Here is a 24,427-nt window from a genome sequence, read left to right on the forward strand (position 1 = left end):
GCTACTCCCGTCCGAGGGGTCTCAGTTCGTACTTGGGGTTGAACAGCACCCGGCGGCCCCGGCTCATGGAGATCCGGCCCGACGCGATCAGCCTGCGCCCCGGTTCTATCCCCACGATGGAACGCCTGCCGAGCCACACCACGTCCAGCGCGGCGGAGCCGTCGAACAGCTCGGCCTCCAGGGCCGGGACTCCGGCACGCGGCCGCAGAGTGACCGTGCGCAAGGTACCAGTAACCGTAACGATCTGCCGGTCGTGGCAGTCACCGATCCGGACGCAGCCGGCGGTCTCGGCGTCCTCCCGAAGCTCCTCGGACTCCAGTTCCTCCTGTGACGAGGAGAGCCGGTCGAGCATGCGCCGGAACCGGCCCACCGGCTTTTCGGAACGAGGAACACCACTCATACCTGAAGCGTACCGGGATGCACCGTCAGCAACGTACCCACGGTGCCGACGCTCGAACCGCTCCCCATGCCCGGCTCGGCGACGCACTCGCCACTCACTTCTCGAAGCGACAACCCATCCCGGGCTCCGTGATACCGCACCCCCCGGGGGCCAACCCCCGGACCCCCGGCCCGCCGCCACTCACTTCTCGAAGCGATAACCCATCCCGGGCTCGGTGATGAAGTGCTTCGGGTGCGAGGGGTCCGCCTCCAGCTTCCGGCGCAGCTGGGCCATGTACACCCGCAGGTAGTTCGTCTCGGTTCCGTAGGAGGGTCCCCAGACCTCCTGGAGCAGCTGCTTCTGGCTGACCAGACGGCCGGTGTTGCGCACCAGCACCTCCAGCAGGTGCCACTCCGTGGGCGTAAGACGCACGTCCTTCCCGCCCCGGGTGACCTTCTTCGCGGCCAGGTCCACGGCGAACTCGTCGGTCTCCACCATCACGTCGTCCTCGCCGGCTCCGGCGGGCTCGGCCCGGCGGACGGCGGCCCGCAGCCGGGCCAGCAGTTCGTCCATGCCGAAGGGCTTGGTGACGTAGTCGTCGGCGCCCGCGTCGAGCGCCTCGACCTTCTCGTCGGAGGAGTGCCGCGCGGACAGCACCAGGATCGGCACCCGGGTCCAGCCGCGCAGCCCCTTGATCACCTCGACGCCGTCCATGTCGGGCAGTCCCAGGTCGAGGACGATCACGTCCGGGTGGCGGGCCGCGGCGAGCTGGAGCGCGGTGGCTCCGTCGTGGGCCGCGTCGACCTCGTACTTGCGGGCCCTGAGGTTGATCACCAGGGCACGCACGATCTGCGGCTCGTCGTCGATCACGAGCACCCTCGTGGGGGTCTGGGGGGTCCCCCCAGTCGGGCTCAGCATGGGACCTGCCTTTCCGGTTGTGCGGGGTGGAGAAGCTCAGGGCGCGATCCTGCCGCGCGGAGGGTGAGAACCATGCTGAGGCCGCCGCCGGGCGTGTCCTCGGCGTCGAGGGTGCCGCCCATCGCCTCGGCGAAGCCGCGGGCCACGGCGAGGCCGAGGCCGACGCCCGCTCCGCGCGGGGCGTCGCCGTAGCGCTGGAAGGGCTCGAAGATGCGTTCCTTGGCGTCGTCCGGGACGCCCGGCCCGCGGTCCACCACGCGTACCTCGACCCGGTCGGCGATGGCGCTGGCGGCGACCAGGACGCGCTCGCCGCGTGGGCTGTACTTGACCGCGTTCTCTACCAGGTTGGCCACCACCCGCTCCAGCAGCCCGGCATCGACGGCGACCATCGGCAGGGTCTCGGGGACGTCCAGCTCGACACTGTCCTCGGGTACGCCCACGAGAGCCATCGGGGCGACCTCGTCGATGTCCGTCTCGCGGATGATCGGGGTGACGGTGCCGGTCTGGAGGCGGGACATGTCGAGCAGGTTGCCGACCAGGTGGTCGAGGCGGTCGGCGCCGTCCTCGATGCCCTCCAGGAGTTCCGCACGGTCCTCCTCGGACCAGTCCACGTCATCGGACCTGAGGCTCGACACGGCCGCCTTGATCCCGGCCAGCGGGGTGCGGAGGTCATGGCTGACGGCGGCCAGCAGGGCGGTGCGGATGCGGTTGCCCTCCGCCAGCCGCCGGGCCTGGTCGGCCTCCTCCTGGAGGCGCCGACGGTCCAGGACGACAGCGGACTGGGCGGCGAAGGCGGCCAGGACGCGGCGGTCCTCGGCGGGCAGCACGCGTCCCGTGAGCGCCAGTGCCATGTGGTCCCCGACCGGCATGTCCACGTCCGCGTCCTCGGGCCGTTCCAGCGTCCGTCCGAGGCCCGCGCTCCCCGCGCAGGTCCACGGCGCCACGTCGCTCTCCCGCTCCAGCAGCGCCGCCGACTCCATGCCGAAGGTCTCGCGCACCCGCTCCAGCAGTGCCTCCAGGCTGGTCTCCCCGCGCAGCACGTTCCCCGCGAGGAAGGAGAGGATCTCCGACTCGGCCCGCAGCCGGGCCGCCTGGTGGGTGCGCCGGGCGGCGAGGTCCACCACGGAGGCCACCGACACCGCGACCCCGAAGAAGATCGCGATGGCGACGATGTTCTTGGGATCGGCGATCGTCAGCCGGTGCAGCGGGGGCGTGTAGTAGTAGTTCAGCAGCAGTGATCCGAGGGCCGCCGAGGCGAGCGCCGGCAGGAGGCCGCCGAGCAGGGCCGCGGCCACCGTCAGCGCCAGGAACAGCAGCATGTCGTTGGCGAGGCCGAGGTCCACGGTGTTGAGCAGCACCGCCAGGATCGCCGGGCCGGCCACGCCGGCCAGCCAGCCCCAGATGATCCGGGCCCGCCCGAGCCGCGCGCCCCGGGCGACCGGCAGCCCGCGCCCCTTGCCCGCCTCGCCATGGGTGATCAGGTGGACGTCGAGGTCGGGCCCCGACTCCCGGGCGACCGTCGCGCCGACGCCCGGCCCGAAGACGTACTGCCAGGTCTTGCGGCGCGAGACACCGAGAACGATCTGCGTGGCGTTGACCCCGCGCGCGAAGTCCAGCAATGCCGCCGGTATGTCCTCGCCGACGACATGGTGGAACGTGCCGCCCAGATCCTCGACCAGGGTGCGCTGGACGGCCAGTTCCTTCGGCGAGGCCGACGTCAGCCCGTCGCTGCGGGCTATGTACACCGCCAGCACCTCCCCGCCCGCCCCCTTCTCCGCCAGCCGCGCGGCCCGCCGGATCAGCGTCCGGCCCTCCGGACCACCGGTCAGGCCGACCACGATCCGCTCCCGCGAACCCCATATCGTCGACACCCGGTGCTCACTGCGGTACTGCTTCAGGTACTCGTCGACCCGGTCGGCCACCCACAGCAGCGCCAGCTCCCGCAGAGCGGTCAGGTTCCCGGGCCGGAAGTAGTTCGACAGGGCCGCGTCGACCTTGTCCGACTTGTAGATGTTGCCGTGCGCCATCCGGCGGCGCAGCGCCTGCGGCGACATGTCGACCAGCTCGATCTGGTCGGCACGGCGCACCACCTCGTCCGGCACCGTCTCCCGCTGCCGCACCCCCGTGATGGACTCCACGACATCGCCCAGCGACTCCAGGTGCTGGATGTTCACCGTCGAGACGACGTCGATCCCGGCGGCGAGCAGCTCCTCCACGTCCTGCCAGCGCTTGGCGTTGCGGGAGCCGGGGATGTTCGTGTGGGCCAGTTCGTCCACCAGGGCGACGGCGGGCGCGCGCCGGAGCACCGCGTCGACGTCCATCTCGGTGAAGACCGTGTCCCGGTAGCCGAGCTCCTTGCGCGGGATCTGCTCCAGGCCGTGCAGCATCACCTCGGTGCGCTGCCGGCCGTGGTGCTCCACGAACCCGACCACACAGTCGGTGCCCCGCTCCACCCGCCGATGCGCCTCGGACAGCATCGCGTACGTCTTGCCGACGCCCGGTGCCGCACCGAGGTAGATCCGAAGCTTGCCGCGTGCCATGGCCCCATTGTCTTCCCGTGACTACTGCGTACGCAGCGTCGACCTTACGGTCAACGATGTCGACAAATAGGACGAGGAATGGGGCAGGGGGCGTCTTTGACGCAACCCTGACGCGCCGGGCACGGGCCGTGCTGCTCGGCGGGGCCTACTGCTCGGCCACTTCCCCGTCCCTCAGCTCGAGCACCCGGTCGGCCAGGTCCAGCAGGGTCGCGTCGTGGGTGGCGACGAGGGCGGTGACCTGTTCGCTGCGGACGACCGCGCGCAGCAGTTCCATGACGGCGTGACCCGTCTCCGCGTCCAGCTGGCCGGTCGGCTCGTCGGCGACGAGGAGTGCGGGGCTGTTGGCGAGGGCCCGGGCGATGGCCACCCGCTGGCGCTGGCCTCCGGACAGCTCGCCGGGCCGCTGGGCCGCGTGGTCGGCCAGTCCGACCAGGGAGAGCAGCAGTTCGACGCGTTCCTCGCGCTCGCGCGGGTCGGCCCGGCGCAGCCGCAGCGGTACCCCGACGTTCTCGGCGGCGGTGAGGATGGGGATGAGGCCGAAGGACTGGAAGACGAAGCCGACGCGGTCCCGGCGCAGGGCGAGCAACCCGTCCTCGCCGAGCTCCGCCAGGTCGAGCCCGTCGACGGTGACCCGGCCGGCGTCCGGCTCGTCGAGGCCGCCGACGATGTTGAGGAGCGTGGTCTTGCCGGAGCCCGAGCGGCCCTTGAGGGCGACGAGCTCACCGCGCGGGACCTCGAAGGAGACGCCGCGCAGCGCGTGGACGGCGGCGGCGCCACGGCCGTACGACTTGTGGACGTCCTCGACGCGCACCATGGTCTCGGTGACCACCCGGCTCATGCGCCCTCCCCCGTGACCCCGTGTCCCCTGTGGACCGGGCGCCAGTATCACCGCCGGGCGCCCGGCCGTTCAACGGTTCAGCTCGGGTTGTCCCCGTGGGTGAGGGTCTCCCAGGCGACGAACAGGTTGTTGCTGCCGGCCGGACGGTTCTGCTGCGTCAGTGTCTGCGTGTTGGTCATCGCGATGCCCAGCCGGTTGTGCAGGGCGTTGTACCCGACCTCGGTGACCGGACCGAGCCCGAGGGTGAGGGAGCCGCCGCACAGCCAGCTCGGGACGGCCGTACCCAGCTGGTACTTGGCCTGGAAGCCGAGTGCCTGCCGCAGCCGCTCCCCGACGTCGGTGCCGTACAGGTCCTGGCCCTGGATGCGGCTGGTCTCGGCGATGTGCGAGATGGACGAGATGCCGTACCCGGTGTGCGTGAGGTCGCGGCAGGTCTCCTGGGTGAGACCGGTGACGAAGGTGGACTGCCCCTGCCAGTAGTTGACGATCTTGGCGGTGGTGTCGAGGTTCTGGCTCGGCACGGTCTTCGGCACCGAGCCGTCGGAGGACAAATAGACGTACGCGGCCGTACGCGTCCGGAACGTCGCCATGGCCTTGTCGTACGAAGCCTTGTCCTCGAGGAAGACGGAGATGCCCACGGCGGCCTCCGTCATCGTCAGCTCCCAGTTGCCGTTGGAGTTGGAGCCGCCGATGACCTCGGGGAGGTAGACGTCGCGGAGCATGGTCGCGAAGCGGCCGGAGTTGGTCCACGTCCCGGTGTACGTGTACTTGATGATCTCGGCGGCCTTGGTCCAGGAGGATCCGGCCCAGCCGGTCTGCAGTGGCGCGTTGCTGTTGGTGTGGTCCTTGATCACGGCGGACCAGGCGTCCATCAGCGCGATGGACTTCTTCGCGTACCGGTCGTCCCGCGTGATGTACCAGGCGAGGGCGTCGGTGTACGCCGCTATCGCGTCCTCACGCTCGTCGGTGCAGCCGTAGTTGGGGTTGGAGTACGAGCCGCACTCGACGGTCGCGCGGGGCGCCGGGGTGCGGTTCAGGTCGGCGTACTTGCTCGCCAGCATCTGGTCGTACGCGCCCTTCCAGGGCTGTGCGCCGGCGTTGACCTGGGTGCGGGCGAAGTCCAACTGGCCCTTGGAGACGGTGACTCCGGGGTGGACGAAGGTGGCGGGGGCGGCGTCGGCGTGGCGGGCGGCGGGCCAGACGAGGGCGCCCGCGGCGAGGGTGGCGACGGTGGCGAGAAGTGCGGTACGGCGCATGGTGGGGGGCCATCCGTTCTCTCATGTGAACGATGAGCGTCTGCATGAACAACGCGCTGGGCCGAGACCATAGGTACAGACCAACTGGCCGTCAAGGGATCGCGCACGAGCCCGCACATGACGACACGACAGTGGGCCGCACCCGACCGGGTGCGGCCCACTGCGTACGACTGCGCTCAGCGAACCTCGGTGATCTCCGGCCCGCGCTGCAACTGCCCCATGCCGCCGGAGAAGCGCGAACCGGCCTCCTCCTGCTGGACGCCCTCGGGGACCATCTGCGCGTCGTTCGGCAGCTTCAGGACGATCGGGTCACGGGGCGCCATCGGGCCCTCGCCCCGGACCACGACGGTGTCGCGGAAGATCTGCTCGAGCAGACCGGCCGCCTGCGGCTGCACCGCGCCCTGGCCCGAGATGACACCGCGCAGGAACCAGCGGGGACCGTCCACGCCGACGAAGCGCACGACCTGGAAACCGCCCGTGCCGTCGGGCAGCTGGACCGGCACCTGGGCCCGCAGTTCCCAGCCCAGCGGACCCTCGACCTCGTCGACGATGCCGCCCTGCTGGGTGATACCCGAGCCGATCTCCTCGCGCACCTCGCCCCAGATGCCCTCACGCTTGGGAGCGGCGAAGGCCTGGAGCTGGATGGCGCTGTCGCGCAGCACGACGGTGGCCGCGACGATCGCGTCGCCGGCGACCTCGACCCGCAGCTCCATGCCGTCGACTCCCGGCACGAACAGACCGCCGAGGTCCACGCGGCCCTCGCCCGGGTCGCGCACCTCGGAGTCGTCCCAGGGCCCGTCGGGCCGCGGCTCGGGCTCGAGCCTCACGCGCCCACGCCCGCCCTCTTCGTCCGCCTCGGTGTCGACACTGTCGACGACCTGCTCGGCCTCGCCGGCCGCGTCCTCGGCGGCACCCTTCTTCTTGCGACGTCCGAACACGTCACTGTCCTTCCCGGTCGGATACGACCGAAGCGTATCTATACCCACCCGTTGTGCCGCCCTCGGCGGCCTGACCGCTTGTGCCGCTCGCGCCGCCCACCGCGCCATGGCCGCCGGTGGACCCGAAGCCCCCCTCGGCCCGTGCCGAGTCGGGAAGCTCCGCGACCTCCTGGAAGCGGACCCTCTCGACCTGCTGGACAACCAGTTGGGCAATCCGGTCGAAGCGCTCGAACCGCACCGACTCGCGCGGGTCGAGATTCACCACGATCACCTTGATCTCCCCACGGTACCCGGCATCAACCGTCCCCGGGGCATTCACCAGGGCGACACCGCAGCGGGCGGCGAGACCGGATCGCGGATGCACGAAGGCCGCGTACCCCTCGGGGAGGGCGACAGACACCCCGGTGGGCAGGACGGCCCGCTCGCCCGGCTGCAACTCACAGCTCTCGGTGGTGCGCAGGTCGGCGCCCGCGTCCCCGGGATGTGCGTACGTCGGAAGCGGTACGTCGGGGTCGACACGCCGGATCAGGACGTTCACCGGGTCACGGCCGGCGGGGCTCAAGGGTTCACCTCGAAGGCGCGGGCACGCCGGATCCGGTCCGGGTCGCTCATGGCGGCCTGGATCTCCGCGTCGCGGCCGTGGTTGACGAAGTGCTCGACCTTGACCTCGATGAAGAGGGCGTCGGCCCGGACGGCGACGGGCCCGTCGGGGCCGCCGATGCGTCCGGTGGCGGTCGAGTAGATCTTCCGCCCGGCCACCGCCGTCACCTCCGCCTCCAGGTACAGGGTCGTATCGACAGGCACCGGCCGTACGAAATCGGTCTCGAGCCGTCCGGTCACCGCGATGGTGCGCAGCAGCCAGTTCAGCGAGCCCAGGGTCTCGTCGAGCGCGGTCGCGAGCACACCGCCGTGCGCGAGTCCAGGAGCGCCCTGGTGGGCGGGCTGCACGGTGAACTCGGCGGTGATCGTGACGCCCTCACCGGCCCGTGCCTCGAGGTGCAGCCCATGAGGCTGCTCGCCGCCGCACCCGAAACACTGTTCGTAGTGGGCGCCGAGGAGCTCGCCGGGTGCGGGAGCATCGGGGTGCCGCACCGGTTTCACCGCGTCGACGGGAGGCTGAAGAGCTGGGGAAGTACCACTCACAGCCGCAGACCTTACCCGCGCGTCGGCGTGATCCGGACACCGTGCCAAGCTTGAGTCCATGCAGCTCTCCGCCACTCCATACGAAGAACGCCTGACCGCCCCGCGCTCGTGGTGGCTGATCTCGTTCCTCGTGGGCGTCGCCCTCGCCCTGATCCTGCTCCCCTTCGGCACCCTGCCGCTGCTCGGCGGCCTGGTCGGCGGCACGGCGGCCGCGGCGGTCGCGGCCAGCTCCTACGGCTCGCTCCGCATCCGTGTGGTGGGGGACTCCCTGATCGCCGGCGAGGCGAAGATCCCCCTGTCGGCCCTCGGCGAGGCGGAGGTCCTGGACGCCGAGGAGGCCCGCGCCTGGCGTACCCACAAGGCCGACGTGCGCGCCTTCCTCCTGCTGCGCTCCTACATCCCCACGGCCCTGCGTATCCAGGTCACGGATCCGGACGACCCCACGCCGTACCTGTACCTGTCGAGCCGGGAACCGGAACGCCTGGCAGAGGCCCTGAAGGCCGCCCGGGCGGCCGCGGCGTAACGCCTGGGCCCGCGGGCGGGGGTCGCGGGTTCCGGCGGCCAGGAGGCGGAGCTGGAAGGCCGGGGGACGGCCCACAGGGGCCCGACGGCGCCCGCGGGCGGTGCGTCTCAGCGCCCCAGTTCCTTCGAGATGTCGCCCAGCCGCACCGGATCCGCCGGGGGCTCCAGCGGCGGCAGCTCGGGCAGCGCGTCCCAGGGCACCTGCATCTTCCGCAGGTCTGCCCGGATCCGCGCGGCAAGTTTCTTCGTGTCACGGCGGTTCATGACCGCGCCCACGGCCGCCCCGACCATGAACGGCATCAGGTTCGGCAGGTCCCGGACCGTGCGCTTCATGATCTGCTGCCGAAGCTCGCGCTTCATCTTGCCGCCCAGGGCCGAATTGACCGTCGCCGGCTTCAGCACGTCGATCCCGCGCTCGCCCGACCAGGAGCGCAGATACGCGGTGCTGCGGTCCTTCAGCTGTCCCGGCGGCCGCACGCCGTACACCTCGTGGAGTTCGGCGATCAGCTTCAGCTCGATCGCCGCGACCCCGGTGATCTCCGCGGCCAGTTCGGTGGGAATCGCGGGCGGTACGGGGAGCATCGCGGCCGCCCCGATTCCCGCTCCCACGCTGGACGTCGCGTTCGCGGCGCCCGCCACGAGCTTGTCCGCGAGCTGCTCGGGCCCGAGGCCCGGGAACTGCCTGCGGAGCGTCCCGAGGTCCCGTACGGGGACCCGCGGGGCGATCTCGATGATCCGGTCGGCGAGGTACGCCAAGCCCGCCCTGGCGCGGCTGCCGCCCTTGCGGACGCCTTCCTTGGCCAGGTCCGTGGCCTTGTGGCGGATCGCCGCGGCCCGTCGCCGGGCGACGGGCGCGGGACTCTCCACCGGCGCCGGGAGGTCACCCCGGTCGCCTGCCGGTTCGAGCGAGGCCGAGCCGGACGACTCGGTCGTACCGGATGAGCCCCGCTCGTCGTCACGCACGCCGTGAGGGCCGCCGGACGGCCCTTGGTCCGCCTTCCCCAGGGGAAAGCGGCGCTTCCGAGGAGGGGTCGAGCCAGTCACGGCCGACCCGTCCTCAGTCGCAGTCGCGGCAGATCGGCTGGCCGTTCTTCTCGCGGGCCAGCTGGCTGCGGTGATGCACCAGGAAGCAGCTCATGCAAGTGAACTCGTCCTGCTGCTTCGGCAGCACTCGGACGGCCAACTCCTCGTTCGAGAGGTCGGCTCCGGGCAGTTCGAGGCCCTCGGCGGCCTCGAATTCGTCGACGTCGACGGCCGAGGCCGACTTGTCGTTGCGTCGAGCCTTCAGCTCTTCAAGACTGTCCGAGTCGACGTCGTCGTCGGTCTTCCGTGGGGTGTCGTAATCGGTTGCCATGGTCGCTCTCCCCCTCTGGGTGTCTGCGGTGTCTCCAGCGCACGTAACGCGTGAGAGGCCGGACTTGTGCCCGACCCGAGGCGGAGATTTTGCCTCACATCAAGGTCTGTTACTCAATCGACACCCAACCGGACCCCTCAAGAGTGATCGGCTTGGATGGCGATCGGGACCGTACACGGTCCGAAGGCCGCTCTTCAAAGGCGTCTCACCGTGTACTTCCCGTGATCAGGACCTCCGAAAACCCGGATTTTCCCGGCTTTACGGCACCAGTCATGATCACGGAGAGTAGATGGCCCGAAATTCGCCCTTGTGATCGATCACACATGGAACCGCTCGTCGATTGCCCTGAAAATTCCGCGCAAAGCGAACATGTCCGTGTGTGTCGGCGACATGATCTCAGATGGGAAGCGTGACCCGCATCACGAGCCCGCCTCCCTCCCGCGGCTGGGCCGCGATATGCCCCCCGTGTGCCCGGGCCACGGACCGCGCGATGGACAGGCCCAGCCCGACGCCCTTGTCGCTGCCCGTGCGCTCCGTACGCAGCCGTCTGAACGGCTCGAAGAGGTTGTCGATCTCGTACGCCGGTACGACCGGCCCCGTGTTCGACACGACCAGGAGCGCCTGGCCGTGCTGGACCTCGGTGGTGACCTCGACCCAGCCGCCCTCGGGGACGTTGTAGCGTACGGCGTTCTGCACCAGGTTCAGGGCGATCCGCTCCAGCAGCACGCCGTTGCCCTGGACGACGGCCGGTTTCTGCTCGCCACGGATCTCCACGCCCTTGGCCTCCGCCTCGGCGTGCACCTGGTCGACGGCCTGCTCGGCGACCTCGGCGAGGTCCACCGGCTTGCGCTCGACGATCTGGTTGTCGCTGCGGGCGAGCAGCAGCAGGCCCTCCACGAGCTGCTCGCTGCGCTCGTTGGTGGCCAGCAGCGTCTTGCCGAGCTGTTGCAGCTCCACCGGCGCGTTCGGGTCGGACAGGTGCACTTCGAGGAGCGTGCGATTGATCGCGAGCGGGGTCCGCAGCTCGTGCGACGCGTTGCCGACGAAGCGCTGCTGGGCCGTGAAGGCGCGCTGCAGGCGCTCCAGCATGTCGTCGAAGGTGTCGGCCAGCTCCTTCAGCTCGTCGTCCGGCCCGTCCAGCTCGATACGGCGGGACAGGTCCGAACCCGCCACGGCGCGCGCCGTACGGGTGATCCGGCCGAGCGGGGACAGCACACGGCCGGCCATGGCGTAGCCGAAGGCGAAGGCGATCACGGCGAGGCCGAGCAGGGTGAGCAGCGATCGGCTGAGCAGGTCGTCCAGGGCGTGCTGGCGCTGCTCGTTCACGCAGGCGCTCATCGCGTGGTTGAGCTCGCTCGCGGTCGTCTGGGTCGGGAAGTTGCAGATGTCGCTGGTCACCTGACCCGCGATGATCTTGAAGGGCAGATCGCTGCCCACGTTCAGGGCGTTCGCGGCCAGCAGGTAGATGATCGACAGCAGCAGGATGCCGGCGATCAGGAACATGCCGCCGTACAGCAGGGTGAGACGTATCCGGATGGTCGGGCGCAGCCACGGGAAGGGGGGCTGCGGCCTCCTGGGGTCCCAGGTGGGTTTCGGAGGCGCCTGGGGAGGCGCGGGGGTCGTGGCCACGGTGGATCAGATCCGGTAGCCGGAGCCGGGAACGGTGACGATGACGGGCGGCTCGCCCAGCTTGCGGCGCAGGGTCATGACCGTCACGCGCACGACGTTGGTGAACGGGTCGGTGTTCTCGTCCCAGGCCTTCTCCAGCAGCTGCTCCGCGGAGACGACCGCGCCCTCGGAGCGCATCAGCACTTCCAGGACCGCGAACTCCTTGGGCGCGAGCTGGACCTCCTTGCCGTCGCGGAAGACCTCGCGGCGGTTGGGGTCGAGCTTGATGCCGGCCCGCTCCAGGACGGGCGGCAGCGGCACGCTCGTCCGCCGGCCGAGGGCACGCACGCGTGCGATGAGCTCGCTGAACGCGAAGGGCTTGGGCAGATAGTCGTCGGCGCCGATCTCCAGGCCCTCGACACGGTCGCTGACGTCGCCGGAGGCGGTGAGCATCAGCACGCGCGTGGGCAGGCCGAGCTCGACGAGCTTGCGGCAGACGTCGTCGCCGTGGACGAGCGGGAGGTCGCGGTCGAGGACGACCACGTCGTAGTCGTTGACGCCGATGCGCTCCAGGGCGGCCGCACCGTCGTACACGACGTCGACGGCCATGGCCTCCCGGCGCAGTCCGGTGGCCACCGCATCGGCGAGCAGCTGCTCGTCCTCGACGACGAGTACGCGCACGTCGCTTGTCCTTCCTGTGTCCACCCGCGCAGCGCCTTGGGCACACGCGGGCAGGGGTCTTCGTGGGTGTGTGCCGTCCATCCTGCCCTTTTCGGCCATAAGTCGGCTGTAAGACGGGTGATCGGGCTCCGAAGCGCGGGTGATCGACCGGGGAATAGCAGATTTTCTCGTCGGGTTGAGGTTTCCGCGGAAGGAAGCGGGGGGAGGACGGTTTACACCCCGCGATCACGCTCTGCTTGTGCCGCAACACCATGCGGCACGTCGCCGTCCGCTTTCCGCAGAGTGGGCGTGGGTGTCCGGCACCGTGGCCGCCCGGCAATGGGCTGCGCCGGGCACCTACGGGAGACGTGATCGCCCCTTCCGAACGGCACACCCCCGTGCCATCGACCCACGACCCAGGACGAGGGGGCGCAGCATGGACGCTTTCACCGCAGGACTTCTGCAGCGCATAAAGGCGACCGAGTCCGATCTGACGCGGGCTCGTGACGAGGGCGACGACTTCCTCGTCGAGGTGGAACAGGGCGAGCTCGACGACCTGCGCCGCCTCGCCGCCGAGCATGGCGTGGAAGTCGGCGTGTCCGCCGTCTGACCGGTTCGTACGTACGACAGCGGGGCCCCGGGCGATCCAGTGCCGGGGCCCCGCTGTCGTCGTCGTACGGCGTCGTACGACACCGTGGGTGCTCTCAGTCGTGCCAGGCGCCGAAGTCCTCCAGGAGCCGCTGGAGGGGTTCGAAGACGCCCGGGGTCCCCGCCACCGTGAGGTCGCGTGAGGGGCGCTGCGCGGGGCGTCCACCGGTCAGGGCGCCCGCCTCACGGGCGATCAGGTCACCCGCGCCGTAGTCCCAGGCGTGCAGTCCGCGCTCGTAGTAGCCGTCGAGGCGGCCCGCGGCGACGTCGCACAGGTCGACGGCGGCCGATCCGCTGCGCCTGATGTCGCGCAGCAGCGGGATCAGCTTCCGGGCGACCTCGGCCTGGTGCGCGCGGACCTCGGTGACGTAGTTGAAGCCGGTCGAGACCAGGGCCTGGTCGAGGGGCGGTGCGGGTCGGCAGGCGAGCCTGCGCTCGCCGTCCCAGGCGCCGGTGGCCCAGGCCCCGCCGCCGCGGACCGCGTGGTACGTCTCGCCGCGCATCGGGGCCGCCACCACCCCGACGACGGTCTCGCCGTCCTGCTCCGCGGCGATGGACACGGCCCAGGTCGGCAGCCCATAGAGGTAGTTGACCGTGCCGTCGAGGGGGTCGATCACCCAGCGGACGCCGCTCGTGCCCTCGCTGGAGGCGCCCTCCTCGCCGAGGAAGCCGTCGTCGGGGCGGTGGTCGGCGATCAGGCCGGTGATCAGTTTCTCCGCCGCGATGTCCATCTCGGTGACGACGTCGATCGGGCTCGACTTGGTGGCCGCGACCGCGAGGTCGGCCGGGCGGCCGTCCCGCAGCAGCTCACCCGCGCGGCGGGCGGCCTCCTGGGCCAGCTCGAGCAGTTCCGTGTGCAGGGGGTCGGTCACGGTGTTCCTCACGCGTAGGGGCTGTCGGCGCCGGCGGCGGCGGGCCGGGGGGCGCGGGCCGGGCAGCAGCCGACCGGGCAGAGGTTGTGGCTCGCGCCGAGCGCACCCAGGGCGCAGGGCGTGACCTCCTGCCCGCGCTCGGTCCCGGCACGCTCCAGGATCAGCTCGCGGACCGCGGCGGCGAAGCGCGGGTCGGCGCCGACGGTGGCCGAACGGCGTACCGGCAGTCCCAGCTCCTCGGCCTTGGCCTTCGCCTCTGTGTCGAGGTCGTACAGGACCTCCATGTGGTCGGAGACGAAGCCGATGGGTGCCATGACGACCGCCGGGACGCCGGCCGCGTGTCGCTCCTCCAGGTGGTCGCAGATGTCGGGCTCCAGCCACGGGATGTGCGGGGCGCCGGAGCGGGACTGGTAGACGAGCTGCCAGGGGTGGTCGACGCCGGTGCGCTCGCGGACGGCGTCGGCGATCAGTTGCGCCACGTCCAGATGCTGCCTGACGTACGCCCCGCCGTCCCCGTGCTCCTCGGCCGGACCGGAGGCGTCGGCGGCGGAGGTCGGGATGGAGTGGGTCGAGAAGGCGAAGTGCGCGCCGTCCCGGACGTCCTCGGGGAGATCGGCGAGGGACTCGATCACCCCGTCGATCATGGGTTCCAGGAAGCCGGGGTGGTTGAAGTAGTGCCGCAGCTTGTCGATCTCCGGCAGCTCCAGACCCTCGGCCTCCAGGGCCGCGAGCGAGTCGGCGAGGTTCTCGCGATACTGACGGCAGCCCGAGTACGAGGCGTAGGCGCTGGTCGCCAGGACGAGGATGCGGCGGCGGCCGTCGGCGACCATCTCGCGCAGGGTGTCGGTCAGGTAGGGCGCCCAGTTGCGGTTGCCCCAGTAGACCGGCAGCTCCAGGCCGTGGTCGGCGAAGTCCTCGCGGAGGGCGTCCAGCAGGGCGCGGTTCTGGTCGTTGATGGGGCTGACCCCGCCGAACAGGAAGTAGTGCTGTCCGACTTCCTTGAGGCGTTCCTTGGGGATGCCGCGCCCGCGCGTCACGTTCTCCAGGAACGGGACCACGTCGTCCGGGCCTTCCGGGCCGCCGAAGGAGAGCAGGAGCAGGGCGTCGTAGGGGGTGGCATCGAGCGCGTCTGGCATGAGTCGATCCTGCCACCCGGCACCGACAGCCGGGATCTCGCCCCGCATCGCAGGTGCGTTAGGTTCACCTAACCCGTAAGCTGTATCAGCCTTCTTCGCGCCTTACCGGATCCCCGGAGACTCCCGTGCCCAGCCCCTACCGTGCCCTGTTCGCCGCCCCCGGCTCCCAGGGCTTCTCCGCCGCGGGCTTCCTCGGCCGGATGCCACTGTCGATGATGGGCATCGGCGTGGTCACGATGATCTCCCAGCTCACCGGGCGTTACGGGCTCGCCGGCGCGCTGTCGGCCGCCATCGCGCTGGCGGCGGCGGCGATCGGCCCGCAGGTCTCGAGGCTGGTCGACCAGTACGGGCAGCGGCGAGTGCTGCGCCCGGCGACGCTGGTCGCGCTCGCCGCCGCGGCCGGGCTGCTGCTCGCCGCGCACTTCGGGTGGCCGGACTGGATGCTCTTCGTGTGCGCCGCAGGCATCGGCTCCGTACCGAGCCTCGGCGCGATGATCCGCGCGCGCTGGGCCGCCCTGTACCGGGGCACCCCGCAGCTGCACACCGCGTACTCCTTCGAGTCCGTGGTGGACGAGGTGTGCTTCATCTTCGGACCGATCATCTCCATCGGGCTGTCCACGGCCTGGTTCCCGGAGGCCGGGCCACTGCTCGCCGCCTGCTTCCTGGCCGTCGGCGTCTTCTGGCTGACCGCCCAGCGCGCCACCGAACCCGAGCCGCACCCGCGGGAGCGGACCGACGGCGGTACGGCGCTGCGCTCGCGTGGACTGCAGGTCCTGGTGGCCACCTTCGTGGCGACCGGAGCGATCTTCGGAGCGGTCGACGTGGTCACCGTGGCCTTCGCCGACGAGCGCGGTCACAAGGGCGCCGCCAGCGTCGTCCTCGCGCTGTACGCGGCGGGATCCTGCGTGGCGGGAGTCGTCTTCGGACTGCGGCACTTCAAGGGGGCGCCCGAACGTCGCTGGCTGCTGGGCGTATTCACGATGGCCGTGAGTATGATCCCCCTCCTACTGGTCGGAAACTTGCCGTTTCTGGCCGTGGCGCTGTTCGTTGCGGGCCTGTCCATCGCGCCGACGATGATCACGACGATGTCCCTCATCGAAGAGCACGTACCACGCGCGCAACTGACCGAGGGCATGACCTGGGTGAGCACCGGGCTCGCGGTCGGCGTCGCGCTCGGTTCCTCGGCGGCCGGCTGGGTGATCGACGCGGCCGGTGCGCGCGCGGGGTACGGGGTTCCGGCGGTGTCCGGGGCCGTCGCGGTCGCGGTCGGTTTCCTGGGGTACCGCCGGCTCAGCAGGCCGGCTCCGGGTCGGGGAGGCACCGTTGAGCACGACAGTGAGCGCGAAGAACGGAACGTGGCGTAACTGGGGCGGCAATGTCTCCGCCCGGCCCGCGCGGGAGGTCACGCCCGCCTCCGTCGAGGAGCTGGCGGCGGCCGTGCGGAAGGCCGCCGAGGACGGCCTGAGGGTGAAGGCCGTGGGGACCGGGCACTCGTTCACGTCGATCGCCGCCACCGACGGCGTATTGATCCGCCCTCAACTGTTGACCGGCATCCGCAACATTGATCGTGAGGCCGGGACCGTCACGGTGGAGGCCGGTACCCCGCTCAAGAGGCTCAACATGGCCCTGGCCCGCGAGGGCCTCTCGCTCACCAACATGGGCGACATCATGGAGCAGACGGTCTCCGGTGCCACCAGCACCGGCACGCACGGCACCGGCCGCGAGTCGGGCTCGATCGCCGCCCAGATCAAGGGGCTGGAGCTGGTCACTGCCGACGGGTCGGTGCTCGTCTGCTCCGAGAAGGAGAATCCGGAGGTCTTCGCGGCGGCCCGCATCGGTCTGGGCGCGCTCGGCATCGTCACCGCGATCACCTTCGCCGTGGAGCCGCTCTTCCTGCTCACGGCTCGCGAGGAGCCGATGCCGTTCGACAAGGTCCTCGCCGACCTCGACGAACTCTGGGCCGAGAACGAGCACTTCGAGTTCTACTGGTTCCCGCACACCGGCAGCACCAACACCAAGCGCAACAACCGCAGCGCGGGCCCGGAGCAGCCGGTGGGACAGCTGGCCGGCTGGTTCGAGGACGAGTTCCTCTCCAACGGCGTCTTCCAGGTGGCCCAGTGGGTGGGCCGGACGGCCCCGACGACGATTCCCGCGATCGCCCGGATCTCCAGCAAGGCCCTGTCCGCGCGCACCTACACGGACATCCCCTACAAGGTCTTCACTTCTCCGCGCCGGGTGCGCTTCGTCGAGATGGAGTACGCCGTCCCGCGCGAGGCCCTGGTCGAGACGCTGCGTGAGCTGAAGACGATGGTCGACCGTTCCGGTCTGCGGATCAGCTTCCCCGTCGAGGTGCGCACCGCCCCGGCCGACGACATCGCCCTGTCCACGGCCTCGGGCCGCGACAGCGCCTACATCGCCGTCCACATGTTCAGGGGTACGCCCTATCAGGCGTATTTCACCGCCGCCGAGCGCATCTTCACCGCGCACGAGGGCCGGCCGCACTGGGGCAAGGTGCACACCCGGGACTCGGAATACCTGGCCGGGGTCTACCCCCGCTTCGGCGAGTTCACCGCGCTGAGGGACCGACTTGATCCGGAACGACTGTTCCAGAACGACTACTTGCGGAGGGTTCTGGGGAAGTAGCGGACGGGCTGGGCGTCCCGGCCGGGGTCGACGAGCCGTCACCGGAGCCCTCGCTGTCGGTGGCGCTCGGAGCCGGTGTCGGATTCCGCGTCGTACCGCCTCTCCCCGTGGCCCCGGACGGGGCGCTGCTCGACGGAGTGGCGCCGTCGGTCGGCTCCGGCATCGCGGAGGAAGGGGACGAGGGCGAGCCACCGCCTGAGCCTGAGGACGACTTGTCGTGGCCCGAGAGGGCGTCACCGACGGTCGTACCGCCGCCGCTGAAGCTGTTGCCGGACGCCAGCTCGTATGTGGTGATTCCGGCCATGGTGACCCCGAACACGAGGGCGGCCGCGACCACCGGCCGCTTCCAGTTCCTGACCCGGGCGCGGTAGACGGTGCCCTCCGTGAACTCGCCGACCGACGGGGGCGCCTGGACTTCGGGCACCGTCACGGCGGGCTTGGACGGGACGGTCACTTCGCGGATCTGTTCGCCGGTCCGCCTGAAGAAGTGCTGGAAGAGCGTGCCACCGCAGGTGGCGACGACGCTGACCACACCGGCGCCGAGGATGGTCCCGTAGACACCGAAGTAGGAGGCCAGCTTGGCCGCCACCACCGCGGCCACGGCACTGCCCGCGACCTGAGGGACGCTCAGGTCGATCCGCTTCCTCTTTTCCGCCTCCTCCCCGGCGCTGGACTCGTCCACGACAACGGGCCTTTCACGCATCCCGGGATCTTGCCTGCCCTTCCCTGACTTGATCGACTTTTCCTATTTGATCAACCACCTGCACGAGAAGGGGACGTGCGAACGAAACCATTAGTTCCGTTTCCGGCCGTTGCGTGAAGTACGCCACGTTCGATACCGCGAAACCGCGCAACGGAGGGCCAAGTCCCATCCCTTGCGACAAGTTGGGCGGCGCGCCAATCCACGCACGTGGCCCAAATGGAGTACTGTTGCGAGCCCTGGGTCCGGTCTCCCGCCTGGGCGTCCGGGGCCTTGCCGGACCACCGGGAGGGGGCTAGTTGCACAGGGTGACGGAGTTTGTCACTTAGCGTTGCGAACAGGTAACCGTGTCATAACGGCGTACGCGGGCCCTCGCCCGACACGCCGGGCAACTCGGCAAGGTTGTGGCAGGCTGCACCCGGGCAGGCCACACTCGACTAGCGGAAGCAGCGACGCACGTGACGTCGGCAGGCACCACCCGGGAGGTCCCCATGCCCGAACTGCGTGTCGTGGCCGTCTCGAATGACGGCACACGGCTGGTGCTGAAGGCTGCGGACAGCACGGAGTACACGCTTCCGATCGACGAACGTCTCCGCGCCGCCGTCCGCGGCGATCGTCCCCGCCTCGGCCAGATCGAGATCGAGGTGGAGAGCCATCTCCGCCCCCGCGACATCCAGGCGCGGATACGCGCAGGCGCGACCGCGGAAGAAGTCGCCCAGATGGCCGGCATCCCCGTCGATCGCGTACGCCGCTTCGAGGGCCCCGTGCTGGCCGAACGCGCCTTCATGGCCGAGCGGGCGCGGAAGACTCCGGTCCGTCGGCCCGGTGAGAACGCCGGGCCGCAGCTCGGCGAGGCCGTCCAGGAGCGACTGCTGCTGCGCGGCGCCGAGAAGGACACCGTCCAGTGGGACTCCTGGCGCCGCGACGACGGCACCTGGGAGGTTCTGCTCGTCTACCTGGTCGCGGGCGAACCCCACTCGGCGAGCTGGACGTACGACCCGCCCCGGCGGCTCGTACAGGCCGTCGACGCGGAGGCGCGCTCACTGATCGGCGAGTCCGACGACCTCGCCGTGCCCGAGCCCAGCTTCCCGTTCGTGCCGCGTATCGCACGGCTGCCGCGCGACCGCCCGCTGGACCGTTCCCTCGACCGGGAGCGGCCGAGCCTGCCTGCGCAGGCGTCCGAGCCGGCCGAGGAGAGCACGGGCGAACGGGACTCGCTGACCAGCCTGCTGGAGGCGGTACCGAGCTTCCGGGGCGACCTGGTGGTCCCGGAACGCCCGGCGGAGCCACCCGTGGAGGAGCCCGCGGAGGAACCGGAGGCCGAGGAACCCCCGGCCCCCGCCGCCTCCGCCGGTTCTGCCTACGCGGACGTCCTCATGCCCCGCTCCGTCGGCAGCCACCGCGACCGGCTCGTCGGCGCGACCGACCGCCAGGCCGAGGCCGACGGCGTGCGCCCCGGCCGCCGGGCCGCGGTCCCGAGCTGGGACGAGATCGTGTTCGGTACGCGACGCAAGAAGCAGGAGTAGTCCCCGCCGTACGAGTGAGGGCCCGCGCCCCTGAGGGCGCGGGCCCTGCCGTACCGGCGCCGTCGGCGTGCGGGGCCGCGGGCAGCCGACTGGCCGGGGGCGCCGTCGGCGTGCGGCCGAGTCACGGTCAGCCGCACTGCCAGGGCCCGCCCCCGAGCGCCGGCCGTCCGGCTACTGCGGCTCGGGACCCACGGCGACGGGCCGCTGCGGATCGGACGACCACTCCGACCACGAACCCACGTACAACGCCGCCGGAATCCCCGCGACCGCCAGCGCCAGCACCTCATGGGCGGCCGACACGCCCGAGCCGCAGTACACGCCCACTTCGGCGTCACCGGCGGCACCCAGAGCCTTGAAGCGCGCGTTCAGCTCCTCGGCGGGCAGGAACCGCCCGTCCACCCCCACGTTCTCCGTCGTGGGCGCCGACACCGCGCCCGGAATGTGGCCGCCCACCGGGTCGATCGGCTCCACATCGCCCCGGTACCGCTCCCCCGCGCGCGCGTCGAACAGCACCCCCGACCGCGCCAGCGCCGCGGCCCCGTCCGCGTCGAGGAGCCCCACACTCCCCGGCACCGGCTCGAAGTCGCCCTCGGCAGGTGAGGGCACGTCCACCGACAGGACCCCTTCCCAGGCCGGCAACCCACCGTCGAGGACCCGCACGTCCGGGTGACCCGTCCAGCGCAACAGCCACCAGGCGCGGGCCGCCGCCCACCCCTGCCCGCCGTCGTACACAACGACCGGGACCGCGGCCGACACGCCCGCCCGGCGCATCGCGGCGCCGAAGGCGGCCACGTCGGGCAGCGGATGCCGGCCGGCCGCACCGGGCGCGGAGGCGAGTTCCCTGTCGAGGTCGACGAAGACGGCACCGGGAACGTGACCGGCCCCGTACTCGGCCCGGCCGTCGAAGGCCGGCTGGCCGGCGGCCTTGGCCATGCTGAGCTGCCAGCGGACGTCGAGCACCACCGGCGGGTGCTCCCCCGCCAGCTCGCTCACGAGTTCGGATGCGGAAATGATGGCGTTCATGGTCACCATCCTTGCGCACGGGGTGGCCGCATCGTCCATGTCCGGCTACTCTGCTCGGCCGGGCAGGCTCGATCACGAGGCGTACGGGATCGAGCACATGCTGTACAACTGATCGACCCCCATGGGCAATCGCGCGGAAACGGGCGAGAAACCGCACCGCGGGCATTCTCCGGTCACGGCCCGCGCGCGATGGTGCGCCCGGTGAGCGCGGTACCACGGGCGGTGCGAGCATCTGCACGGGGTCCGGAGAGCGGAAGCGACGCGGCCACCGCGAGGGGCCGAGAAGAGAGTGACGATGACCGAGGCACGGGGGTCGGCCGGCCCGAACGGCGAAACGCACGCTCGGTACTCGCCCGGCACGCCCTGCTGGGTGAGTCTGATGGTGCACGGACTGGCCGCGACTCAGGACTTCTACGGACAGCTGTTCGGCTGGGAGTTCCAGCCCGGGCCCCAGCAGCTCGGCCCCTACGTGCGGGCCCTGCTGGACGGCCGCGAGGTGGCGGGCATCGGCCGGCTGCCGCCGGACCGCCACCTCCCGATCGCCTGGACCCCCTACCTGGCCTCGGACGACGTGGACCAGACCGCTGAAACGGTACGCCTGTGCGGCGGCACCCTCGGGGTCGGCCCGCTCGACGCGGCCGAGGCCGGGCGGCTGGCGATCTGCTCGGACCCGTCGGGCGCCGTCTTCGGCGTCTGGCAGGCGACGGCACACCTGGGCACCGGCCTCACCGGCGTACCCGGCACGCCCGCCTGGAACGAGCTGCTGACCTTCGAGTCGGCGAGCGTCGCCAAGTTCTACAAAACGGTGTTCGGCTACGAGGAGAAGCCGATGGTCTCCCCCGGCTTCGACCACGTGACGTTGCACGTCGGGGGCCGCCCGGTCGCCGGGATCCACGGCGTGGGCAACGCTCTGCCGCGCGACAGGGGCCCGCACTGGATGACGTACTTCGAGGTGGCCGACACGGACGAGGCGCTGGCCCGGCTCGTCGAGCTGGGTGGTCAGGTGCTCACGCCGGCCCGGGACAGCGCCCACGGGCGCGTGGCCTCGGTGGCGGATCCGGAGGGGGCCCGGTTCTCACTGATCCAGAGCCCGCGCTGACCCTCGGGAACCCCGTTCAGGAGGCCCGATTCACGTGGCCCTCTTCAGGAGCTCCGGTTCAGGAGGTCGACACCGGGAGGACGTCCGGCGACAGCGCCGCCGCGTGCGCCGTGGCCGCCGTCATACGGCGGCGGTGGTGACGGCGGCACAGCACCTCGTAGCCGATCTCGTCCGCGGAGTGATTGACGTCGCCCACGACCACCTGGGCACCCTCGACGACCATTTCACCGCCTATCGTGCGCGCGTTGTGCGTGGCGCGGGCGCCGCACCAGCACAGGGCCTCGACCTGGAGCACCTCGACCCGGTCGGCCAGCTCCACCAGCCGCTGGGAGCCGGGGAACAGCTTCGAGCGGAAGTCGGTCGTGATACCGAAGGCGTAGACATCGACACCCAGGTCGTCCACCACCCGCGCGAGTTGGTCGATCTGCTCCGGCGCCAGGAACTGCGCCTCGTCCGCGATCACGTAGTCCGCGCGTCCACCCTGCGAGAGGTGCTCGACGAGGAACGCGTACAGATCCTGTCCGTCCTCGACCTCCACCGCGTCCGTGACCAGGCCGAGGCGGGAGGACAGCTTGCCCTCGCCCGCGCGGTCGTCACGCGTGAAGATCATGCCGACCAGCCCGCGCGTGGAGCGGTTGTGCTCCATCTGGAGAGCCAGCGTCGACTTCCCGCAGTCCATCGTTCCGGAGAAGAACACCAGCTCGGGCATGGGGAGTTGAGCACCTTTCGGCGAAAAGAGAACAGGCGGTGGCAGGGCGGGGAGCTTCAGGAGCGTACTTCGAGCAGGGGTACGAGCTGCTCGGCGGGGGTCATCGATCCATGGTTGCCGACCATCGCCGACTCCTTCGGCTCCCGCTCCGAGGCGATGATCAGGACATCGTCGTGCGCGGCCGCGACCACGTCGCCGATGCGTGCGTACACGCGTTCGTCGATGTGCGGGCCGAACCAGCCCGCCGCGATCGCCTCGTCCCGCGAGGCCACCCAGAACTGTTCGCCGAGCACCTCGCGCCAGCAGGTCAGTACGTCGTTCTCGGCACCCGGCACCGCGTAGACGTGGCGGGCGCGGCCCTCGCCGCCGAGCAGGGCGACCCCGGCACGCAGCTCCCAGTCCTCGTCGAAGTCGATACGGTGCTGCTCGTCGAAGGGCACGTCGATCATGCCGTGGTCGGCGGTGACATAGAGCGCGCTGCGCGGGGGCAGCTGCTCGGCCAGGCGCTCGACCAGGCGGTCGACGTACATCAGCTGGCCACGCCAGGTGTCCGAGGCGACGCCGTAGCGATGGCCCGCGCCGTCGAGTTCGGCGTAATACGTGTAGACAAGGGAGCGGTCGCCCGCGGCCAGTTGCTCGGCCGCGCGGTCCATGCGCTCCTCGCCGGTCAGCTTCCCGTGGAACGTTCCGCCGCTGAGCGCGACCTTGGTCAGCGGGGTGTTCGCGAAGGTGGGCGACGAGACCTGGGCGGCGTGCACGCCCGCGTCCTGGGCCAGCTGGAAGACAGTGGGGTACGGCTGCCAGGGGCGCGGGTCGGTCCACGGCTTCCAGCGGAGCTGGTTCATCAGCTCGCCGGTGGCCGGGTTGCGGACCGTGTAGCCGGGCAGGCCGTGGGCGCCCGGCGGGAGGCCGGTACCGACGGAGGCGAGGGAGGTCGCGGTGGTCGCCGGGTAGCCGGCGGTGATCGGGCGCCCCGTGCCGCCGCGGGAGCTCGCGAGGAGCGAGGCCATGAAGGGGGCCTCGTCCGGGTGAGCCGTCAGCTGCTCCCAGCCCAGGCCGTCGATCAGGAAAACACAGTTGCGGTCGGCGGCGGTCAGCTCGGGGATGGCCGACGGCATCCCCGGAACGCCCATGCCCATGGCGAGCGTGGGCAACAGGTCGGCGAGCGAGCCGGAGCCGTACTCGGGGACGGGGGCAGAGCCGACGGGAAGCGGTTCGGGCTGGTCCCAGGCGACGGAATCAGCAGAGGACAGGTGGGACATCAGCGGGTGACGTCCGCTGTCGCCTCGGAGATGGCCTGCGCGAAGGCAAGGGCCTGGCGGACCGTCTCCGGGCCGTCGCCGGCCTCGCTGACGCGCAGGCTGAGGTCGTCCGCGGTCGAGTTGCCCGTGTAGCCGTGGTCGGCGTCGCAGTTGGGGTCACCGCAGGCGGCGGGCTCCAGGTCGATGCGGGAGACGGCGCCCCAGCCGATGGTCAGCACGATCTCGCGCGGCAGCGTGCCCGGGGTGTAGGACTCCGGGTTGGCGACCACACGGCTGACCACGACGGACGAGATCCGGCCGAGCTTCACGGACTCCGTGGACGTCGTGGCGTACGGCGTCGGGGAGGTGGTGTCCGCGGCCTGCTCATCGGTGTGACTCACGATGAAGCGATTGCCGGTGAGGACCAGCACGGTCACGTGCCGCCGCACCTCGTTCTGGTCGAATGTGGTCTCCTGGTGGACCAGGTACGACCGGATGGGCTCGCCGCCCACAGCGGCCTCCACCGCCTCGGCCACGAGGGCCGGGTAGTAGCCGCTGCGCTCGATCGCCGCTCGCAGCCCCTGGGTCGTCGTACTGGTCTTGGCCATGACGTCCATCCTACGGGGGCGCACTGACTGCGAGGCACCGCTCAGCGCACGGGAAGGTTCCGTGCA

At 71.0% G+C, this 24,427-nt stretch carries 25 protein-coding genes; 6 read left to right on the top strand and 19 right to left on the bottom strand.

Annotated features, from left to right (window positions below; translation table 11 throughout):
- Position 1 precedes the first annotated feature (1 nt).
- The 8 genes from ACFY16_RS15385 to ACFY16_RS15420 all read right to left on the bottom strand — a co-directional run bounded on the left by ACFY16_RS15385 (position 2) and on the right by ACFY16_RS15420 (position 8,012).
- Positions 2-400, bottom strand: coding sequence for an OB-fold nucleic acid binding domain-containing protein (locus tag ACFY16_RS15385; RefSeq protein ID WP_390647604.1), 399 nt, complete (start codon positions 398-400; stop codon positions 2-4).
- Between the two features lie 180 nt (positions 401-580).
- Positions 581-1,297 (bottom strand): response regulator, encoded by a 717-nt coding sequence (locus tag ACFY16_RS15390; RefSeq protein ID WP_390647605.1) that lies wholly within the window; start codon positions 1,295-1,297, stop codon positions 581-583.
- Positions 1,291-3,837, bottom strand: coding sequence for an ATP-binding protein (locus tag ACFY16_RS15395; protein ID WP_390647606.1), 2,547 nt, complete (start codon positions 3,835-3,837; stop codon positions 1,291-1,293). The genes ACFY16_RS15390 and ACFY16_RS15395 overlap by 7 nt, the downstream gene beginning before the upstream one ends.
- 145 nt (positions 3,838-3,982) lie before the next feature.
- Positions 3,983-4,675, bottom strand: a complete 693-nt coding sequence (locus ACFY16_RS15400) for an ABC transporter ATP-binding protein (protein WP_390647607.1) — start codon at positions 4,673-4,675, stop codon at positions 3,983-3,985.
- Between the two features lie 77 nt (positions 4,676-4,752).
- Positions 4,753-5,931 carry an alginate lyase family protein gene (locus ACFY16_RS15405; protein ID WP_390647608.1) on the bottom strand — a complete coding sequence of 393 codons (1,179 nt, stop codon included), beginning with the start codon at positions 5,929-5,931 and terminating at the stop codon, positions 4,753-4,755.
- A gap of 176 nt (positions 5,932-6,107) precedes the next feature.
- Complete coding sequence (locus tag ACFY16_RS15410) at positions 6,108-6,869, bottom strand: DUF3710 domain-containing protein (protein ID WP_390647609.1); 762 nt, start codon at positions 6,867-6,869, stop codon at positions 6,108-6,110.
- A 1-nt stretch (position 6,870) separates the two neighbouring features.
- Entirely contained in the window at positions 6,871-7,431 is a 561-nt protein-coding gene (dut, locus tag ACFY16_RS15415) for a dUTP diphosphatase (RefSeq protein ID WP_390647610.1), read from the bottom strand.
- Complete coding sequence (locus tag ACFY16_RS15420) at positions 7,428-8,012, bottom strand: PaaI family thioesterase (protein ID WP_390647611.1); 585 nt, start codon at positions 8,010-8,012, stop codon at positions 7,428-7,430. Before ACFY16_RS15420 ends, dut begins: the two co-directional genes overlap by 4 nt.
- Positions 8,013-8,070: 58 nt before the next feature.
- Between ACFY16_RS15420 and ACFY16_RS15425 the strand changes: the two genes are divergently transcribed.
- On the top strand, positions 8,071-8,535 hold the full coding sequence (locus ACFY16_RS15425) for a DUF3093 domain-containing protein (RefSeq protein ID WP_390647612.1): 465 nt from the start codon (positions 8,071-8,073) through the stop codon (positions 8,533-8,535).
- Positions 8,536-8,642: 107 nt separating this feature from the next.
- Here ACFY16_RS15425 and ACFY16_RS15430 read toward each other — a convergent pair whose 3' ends face one another.
- The 4 genes from ACFY16_RS15430 to ACFY16_RS15445 all read right to left on the bottom strand — a co-directional run bounded on the left by ACFY16_RS15430 (position 8,643) and on the right by ACFY16_RS15445 (position 12,177).
- Positions 8,643-9,578, bottom strand: coding sequence for a hypothetical protein (locus ACFY16_RS15430; RefSeq protein WP_390647613.1), 936 nt, complete (start codon positions 9,576-9,578; stop codon positions 8,643-8,645).
- Positions 9,579-9,591: 13 nt separating this feature from the next.
- Positions 9,592-9,888, bottom strand: coding sequence for a DUF4193 domain-containing protein (locus tag ACFY16_RS15435; RefSeq protein ID WP_003993510.1), 297 nt, complete (start codon positions 9,886-9,888; stop codon positions 9,592-9,594).
- 396 nt (positions 9,889-10,284) lie between these two features.
- On the bottom strand, positions 10,285-11,517 hold the full coding sequence (locus ACFY16_RS15440) for a sensor histidine kinase (RefSeq protein ID WP_390647614.1): 1,233 nt from the start codon (positions 11,515-11,517) through the stop codon (positions 10,285-10,287).
- Positions 11,518-11,523: 6 nt separating this feature from the next.
- The gene (locus ACFY16_RS15445; RefSeq protein ID WP_009340866.1) at positions 11,524-12,177 is read right to left on the bottom strand and encodes a response regulator transcription factor; all 654 of its coding nucleotides are present in this window, start codon (positions 12,175-12,177) and stop codon (positions 11,524-11,526) included.
- A gap of 415 nt (positions 12,178-12,592) precedes the next feature.
- On the opposite strand from ACFY16_RS15445, the gene ACFY16_RS15450 reads away from it, so the two are divergent.
- Positions 12,593-12,766 (top strand): hypothetical protein, encoded by a 174-nt coding sequence (locus ACFY16_RS15450; protein WP_351146330.1) that lies wholly within the window; start codon positions 12,593-12,595, stop codon positions 12,764-12,766.
- Positions 12,767-12,860: 94 nt separating this feature from the next.
- Here ACFY16_RS15450 and ACFY16_RS15455 read toward each other — a convergent pair whose 3' ends face one another.
- Together ACFY16_RS15455 and ACFY16_RS15460 are read right to left on the bottom strand one after the other, a co-directional pair.
- Positions 12,861-13,676, bottom strand: a complete 816-nt coding sequence (locus ACFY16_RS15455) for an inositol monophosphatase family protein (RefSeq protein ID WP_390647615.1) — start codon at positions 13,674-13,676, stop codon at positions 12,861-12,863.
- Between the two features lie 8 nt (positions 13,677-13,684).
- Positions 13,685-14,812, bottom strand: coding sequence for a ferrochelatase (locus tag ACFY16_RS15460; RefSeq protein WP_390647616.1), 1,128 nt, complete (start codon positions 14,810-14,812; stop codon positions 13,685-13,687).
- Positions 14,813-14,937: 125 nt separating this feature from the next.
- Between ACFY16_RS15460 and ACFY16_RS15465 the strand changes: the two genes are divergently transcribed.
- On the top strand, positions 14,938-16,176 hold the full coding sequence (locus ACFY16_RS15465; RefSeq protein ID WP_390647617.1) for an MFS transporter: 1,239 nt from the start codon (positions 14,938-14,940) through the stop codon (positions 16,174-16,176).
- On the top strand, positions 16,136-17,455 hold the full coding sequence (locus tag ACFY16_RS15470; RefSeq protein WP_390647618.1) for a D-arabinono-1,4-lactone oxidase: 1,320 nt from the start codon (positions 16,136-16,138) through the stop codon (positions 17,453-17,455). Before ACFY16_RS15465 ends, ACFY16_RS15470 begins: the two co-directional genes overlap by 41 nt.
- Here ACFY16_RS15470 and ACFY16_RS15475 read toward each other — a convergent pair.
- The gene (locus tag ACFY16_RS15475; RefSeq protein ID WP_390647619.1) at positions 17,379-18,158 is read right to left on the bottom strand and encodes a hypothetical protein; all 780 of its coding nucleotides are present in this window, start codon (positions 18,156-18,158) and stop codon (positions 17,379-17,381) included. The two genes, ACFY16_RS15470 and ACFY16_RS15475, sit on opposite strands and share 77 nt — an antisense overlap.
- 488 nt (positions 18,159-18,646) lie before the next feature.
- Between ACFY16_RS15475 and sepH the strand changes: the two genes are divergently transcribed.
- Positions 18,647-19,681 (top strand): septation protein SepH, encoded by a 1,035-nt coding sequence (gene sepH / locus ACFY16_RS15480; RefSeq protein ID WP_390647620.1) that lies wholly within the window; start codon positions 18,647-18,649, stop codon positions 19,679-19,681.
- Positions 19,682-19,852: 171 nt separating this feature from the next.
- Here the strand turns inward: sepH and ACFY16_RS15485 are convergent, their stop codons facing one another.
- Positions 19,853-20,704, bottom strand: a complete 852-nt coding sequence (locus tag ACFY16_RS15485) for a sulfurtransferase (RefSeq protein WP_390647621.1) — start codon at positions 20,702-20,704, stop codon at positions 19,853-19,855.
- 295 nt (positions 20,705-20,999) lie between these two features.
- On the opposite strand from ACFY16_RS15485, the gene ACFY16_RS15490 reads away from it, so the two are divergent.
- A complete protein-coding gene (locus tag ACFY16_RS15490; protein WP_390647622.1) occupies positions 21,000-21,803 on the top strand; it encodes a VOC family protein in 804 nt (267 codons plus the stop codon).
- A 58-nt stretch (positions 21,804-21,861) separates the two neighbouring features.
- Here ACFY16_RS15490 and ACFY16_RS15495 read toward each other — a convergent pair whose 3' ends face one another.
- From ACFY16_RS15495 to ACFY16_RS15505, 3 genes are read right to left on the bottom strand one after another with little or no spacing between them, the layout of a single operon-like run.
- Positions 21,862-22,512 (bottom strand): thymidine kinase, encoded by a 651-nt coding sequence (locus ACFY16_RS15495; protein WP_390647623.1) that lies wholly within the window; start codon positions 22,510-22,512, stop codon positions 21,862-21,864.
- 56 nt (positions 22,513-22,568) lie between these two features.
- Entirely contained in the window at positions 22,569-23,774 is a 1,206-nt protein-coding gene (locus ACFY16_RS15500) for an alkaline phosphatase family protein (protein WP_390647624.1), read from the bottom strand.
- Positions 23,774-24,370, bottom strand: a complete 597-nt coding sequence (locus ACFY16_RS15505) for a DUF5998 family protein (RefSeq protein WP_351146542.1) — start codon at positions 24,368-24,370, stop codon at positions 23,774-23,776. The genes ACFY16_RS15500 and ACFY16_RS15505 overlap by 1 nt, the downstream gene beginning before the upstream one ends.
- Positions 24,371-24,427: the final 57 nt, after the last annotated feature.

The organism is Streptomyces sp. NPDC001315 (genome assembly GCF_042896175.1).
GTDB lineage: Bacteria > Actinomycetota > Actinomycetes > Streptomycetales > Streptomycetaceae > Streptomyces.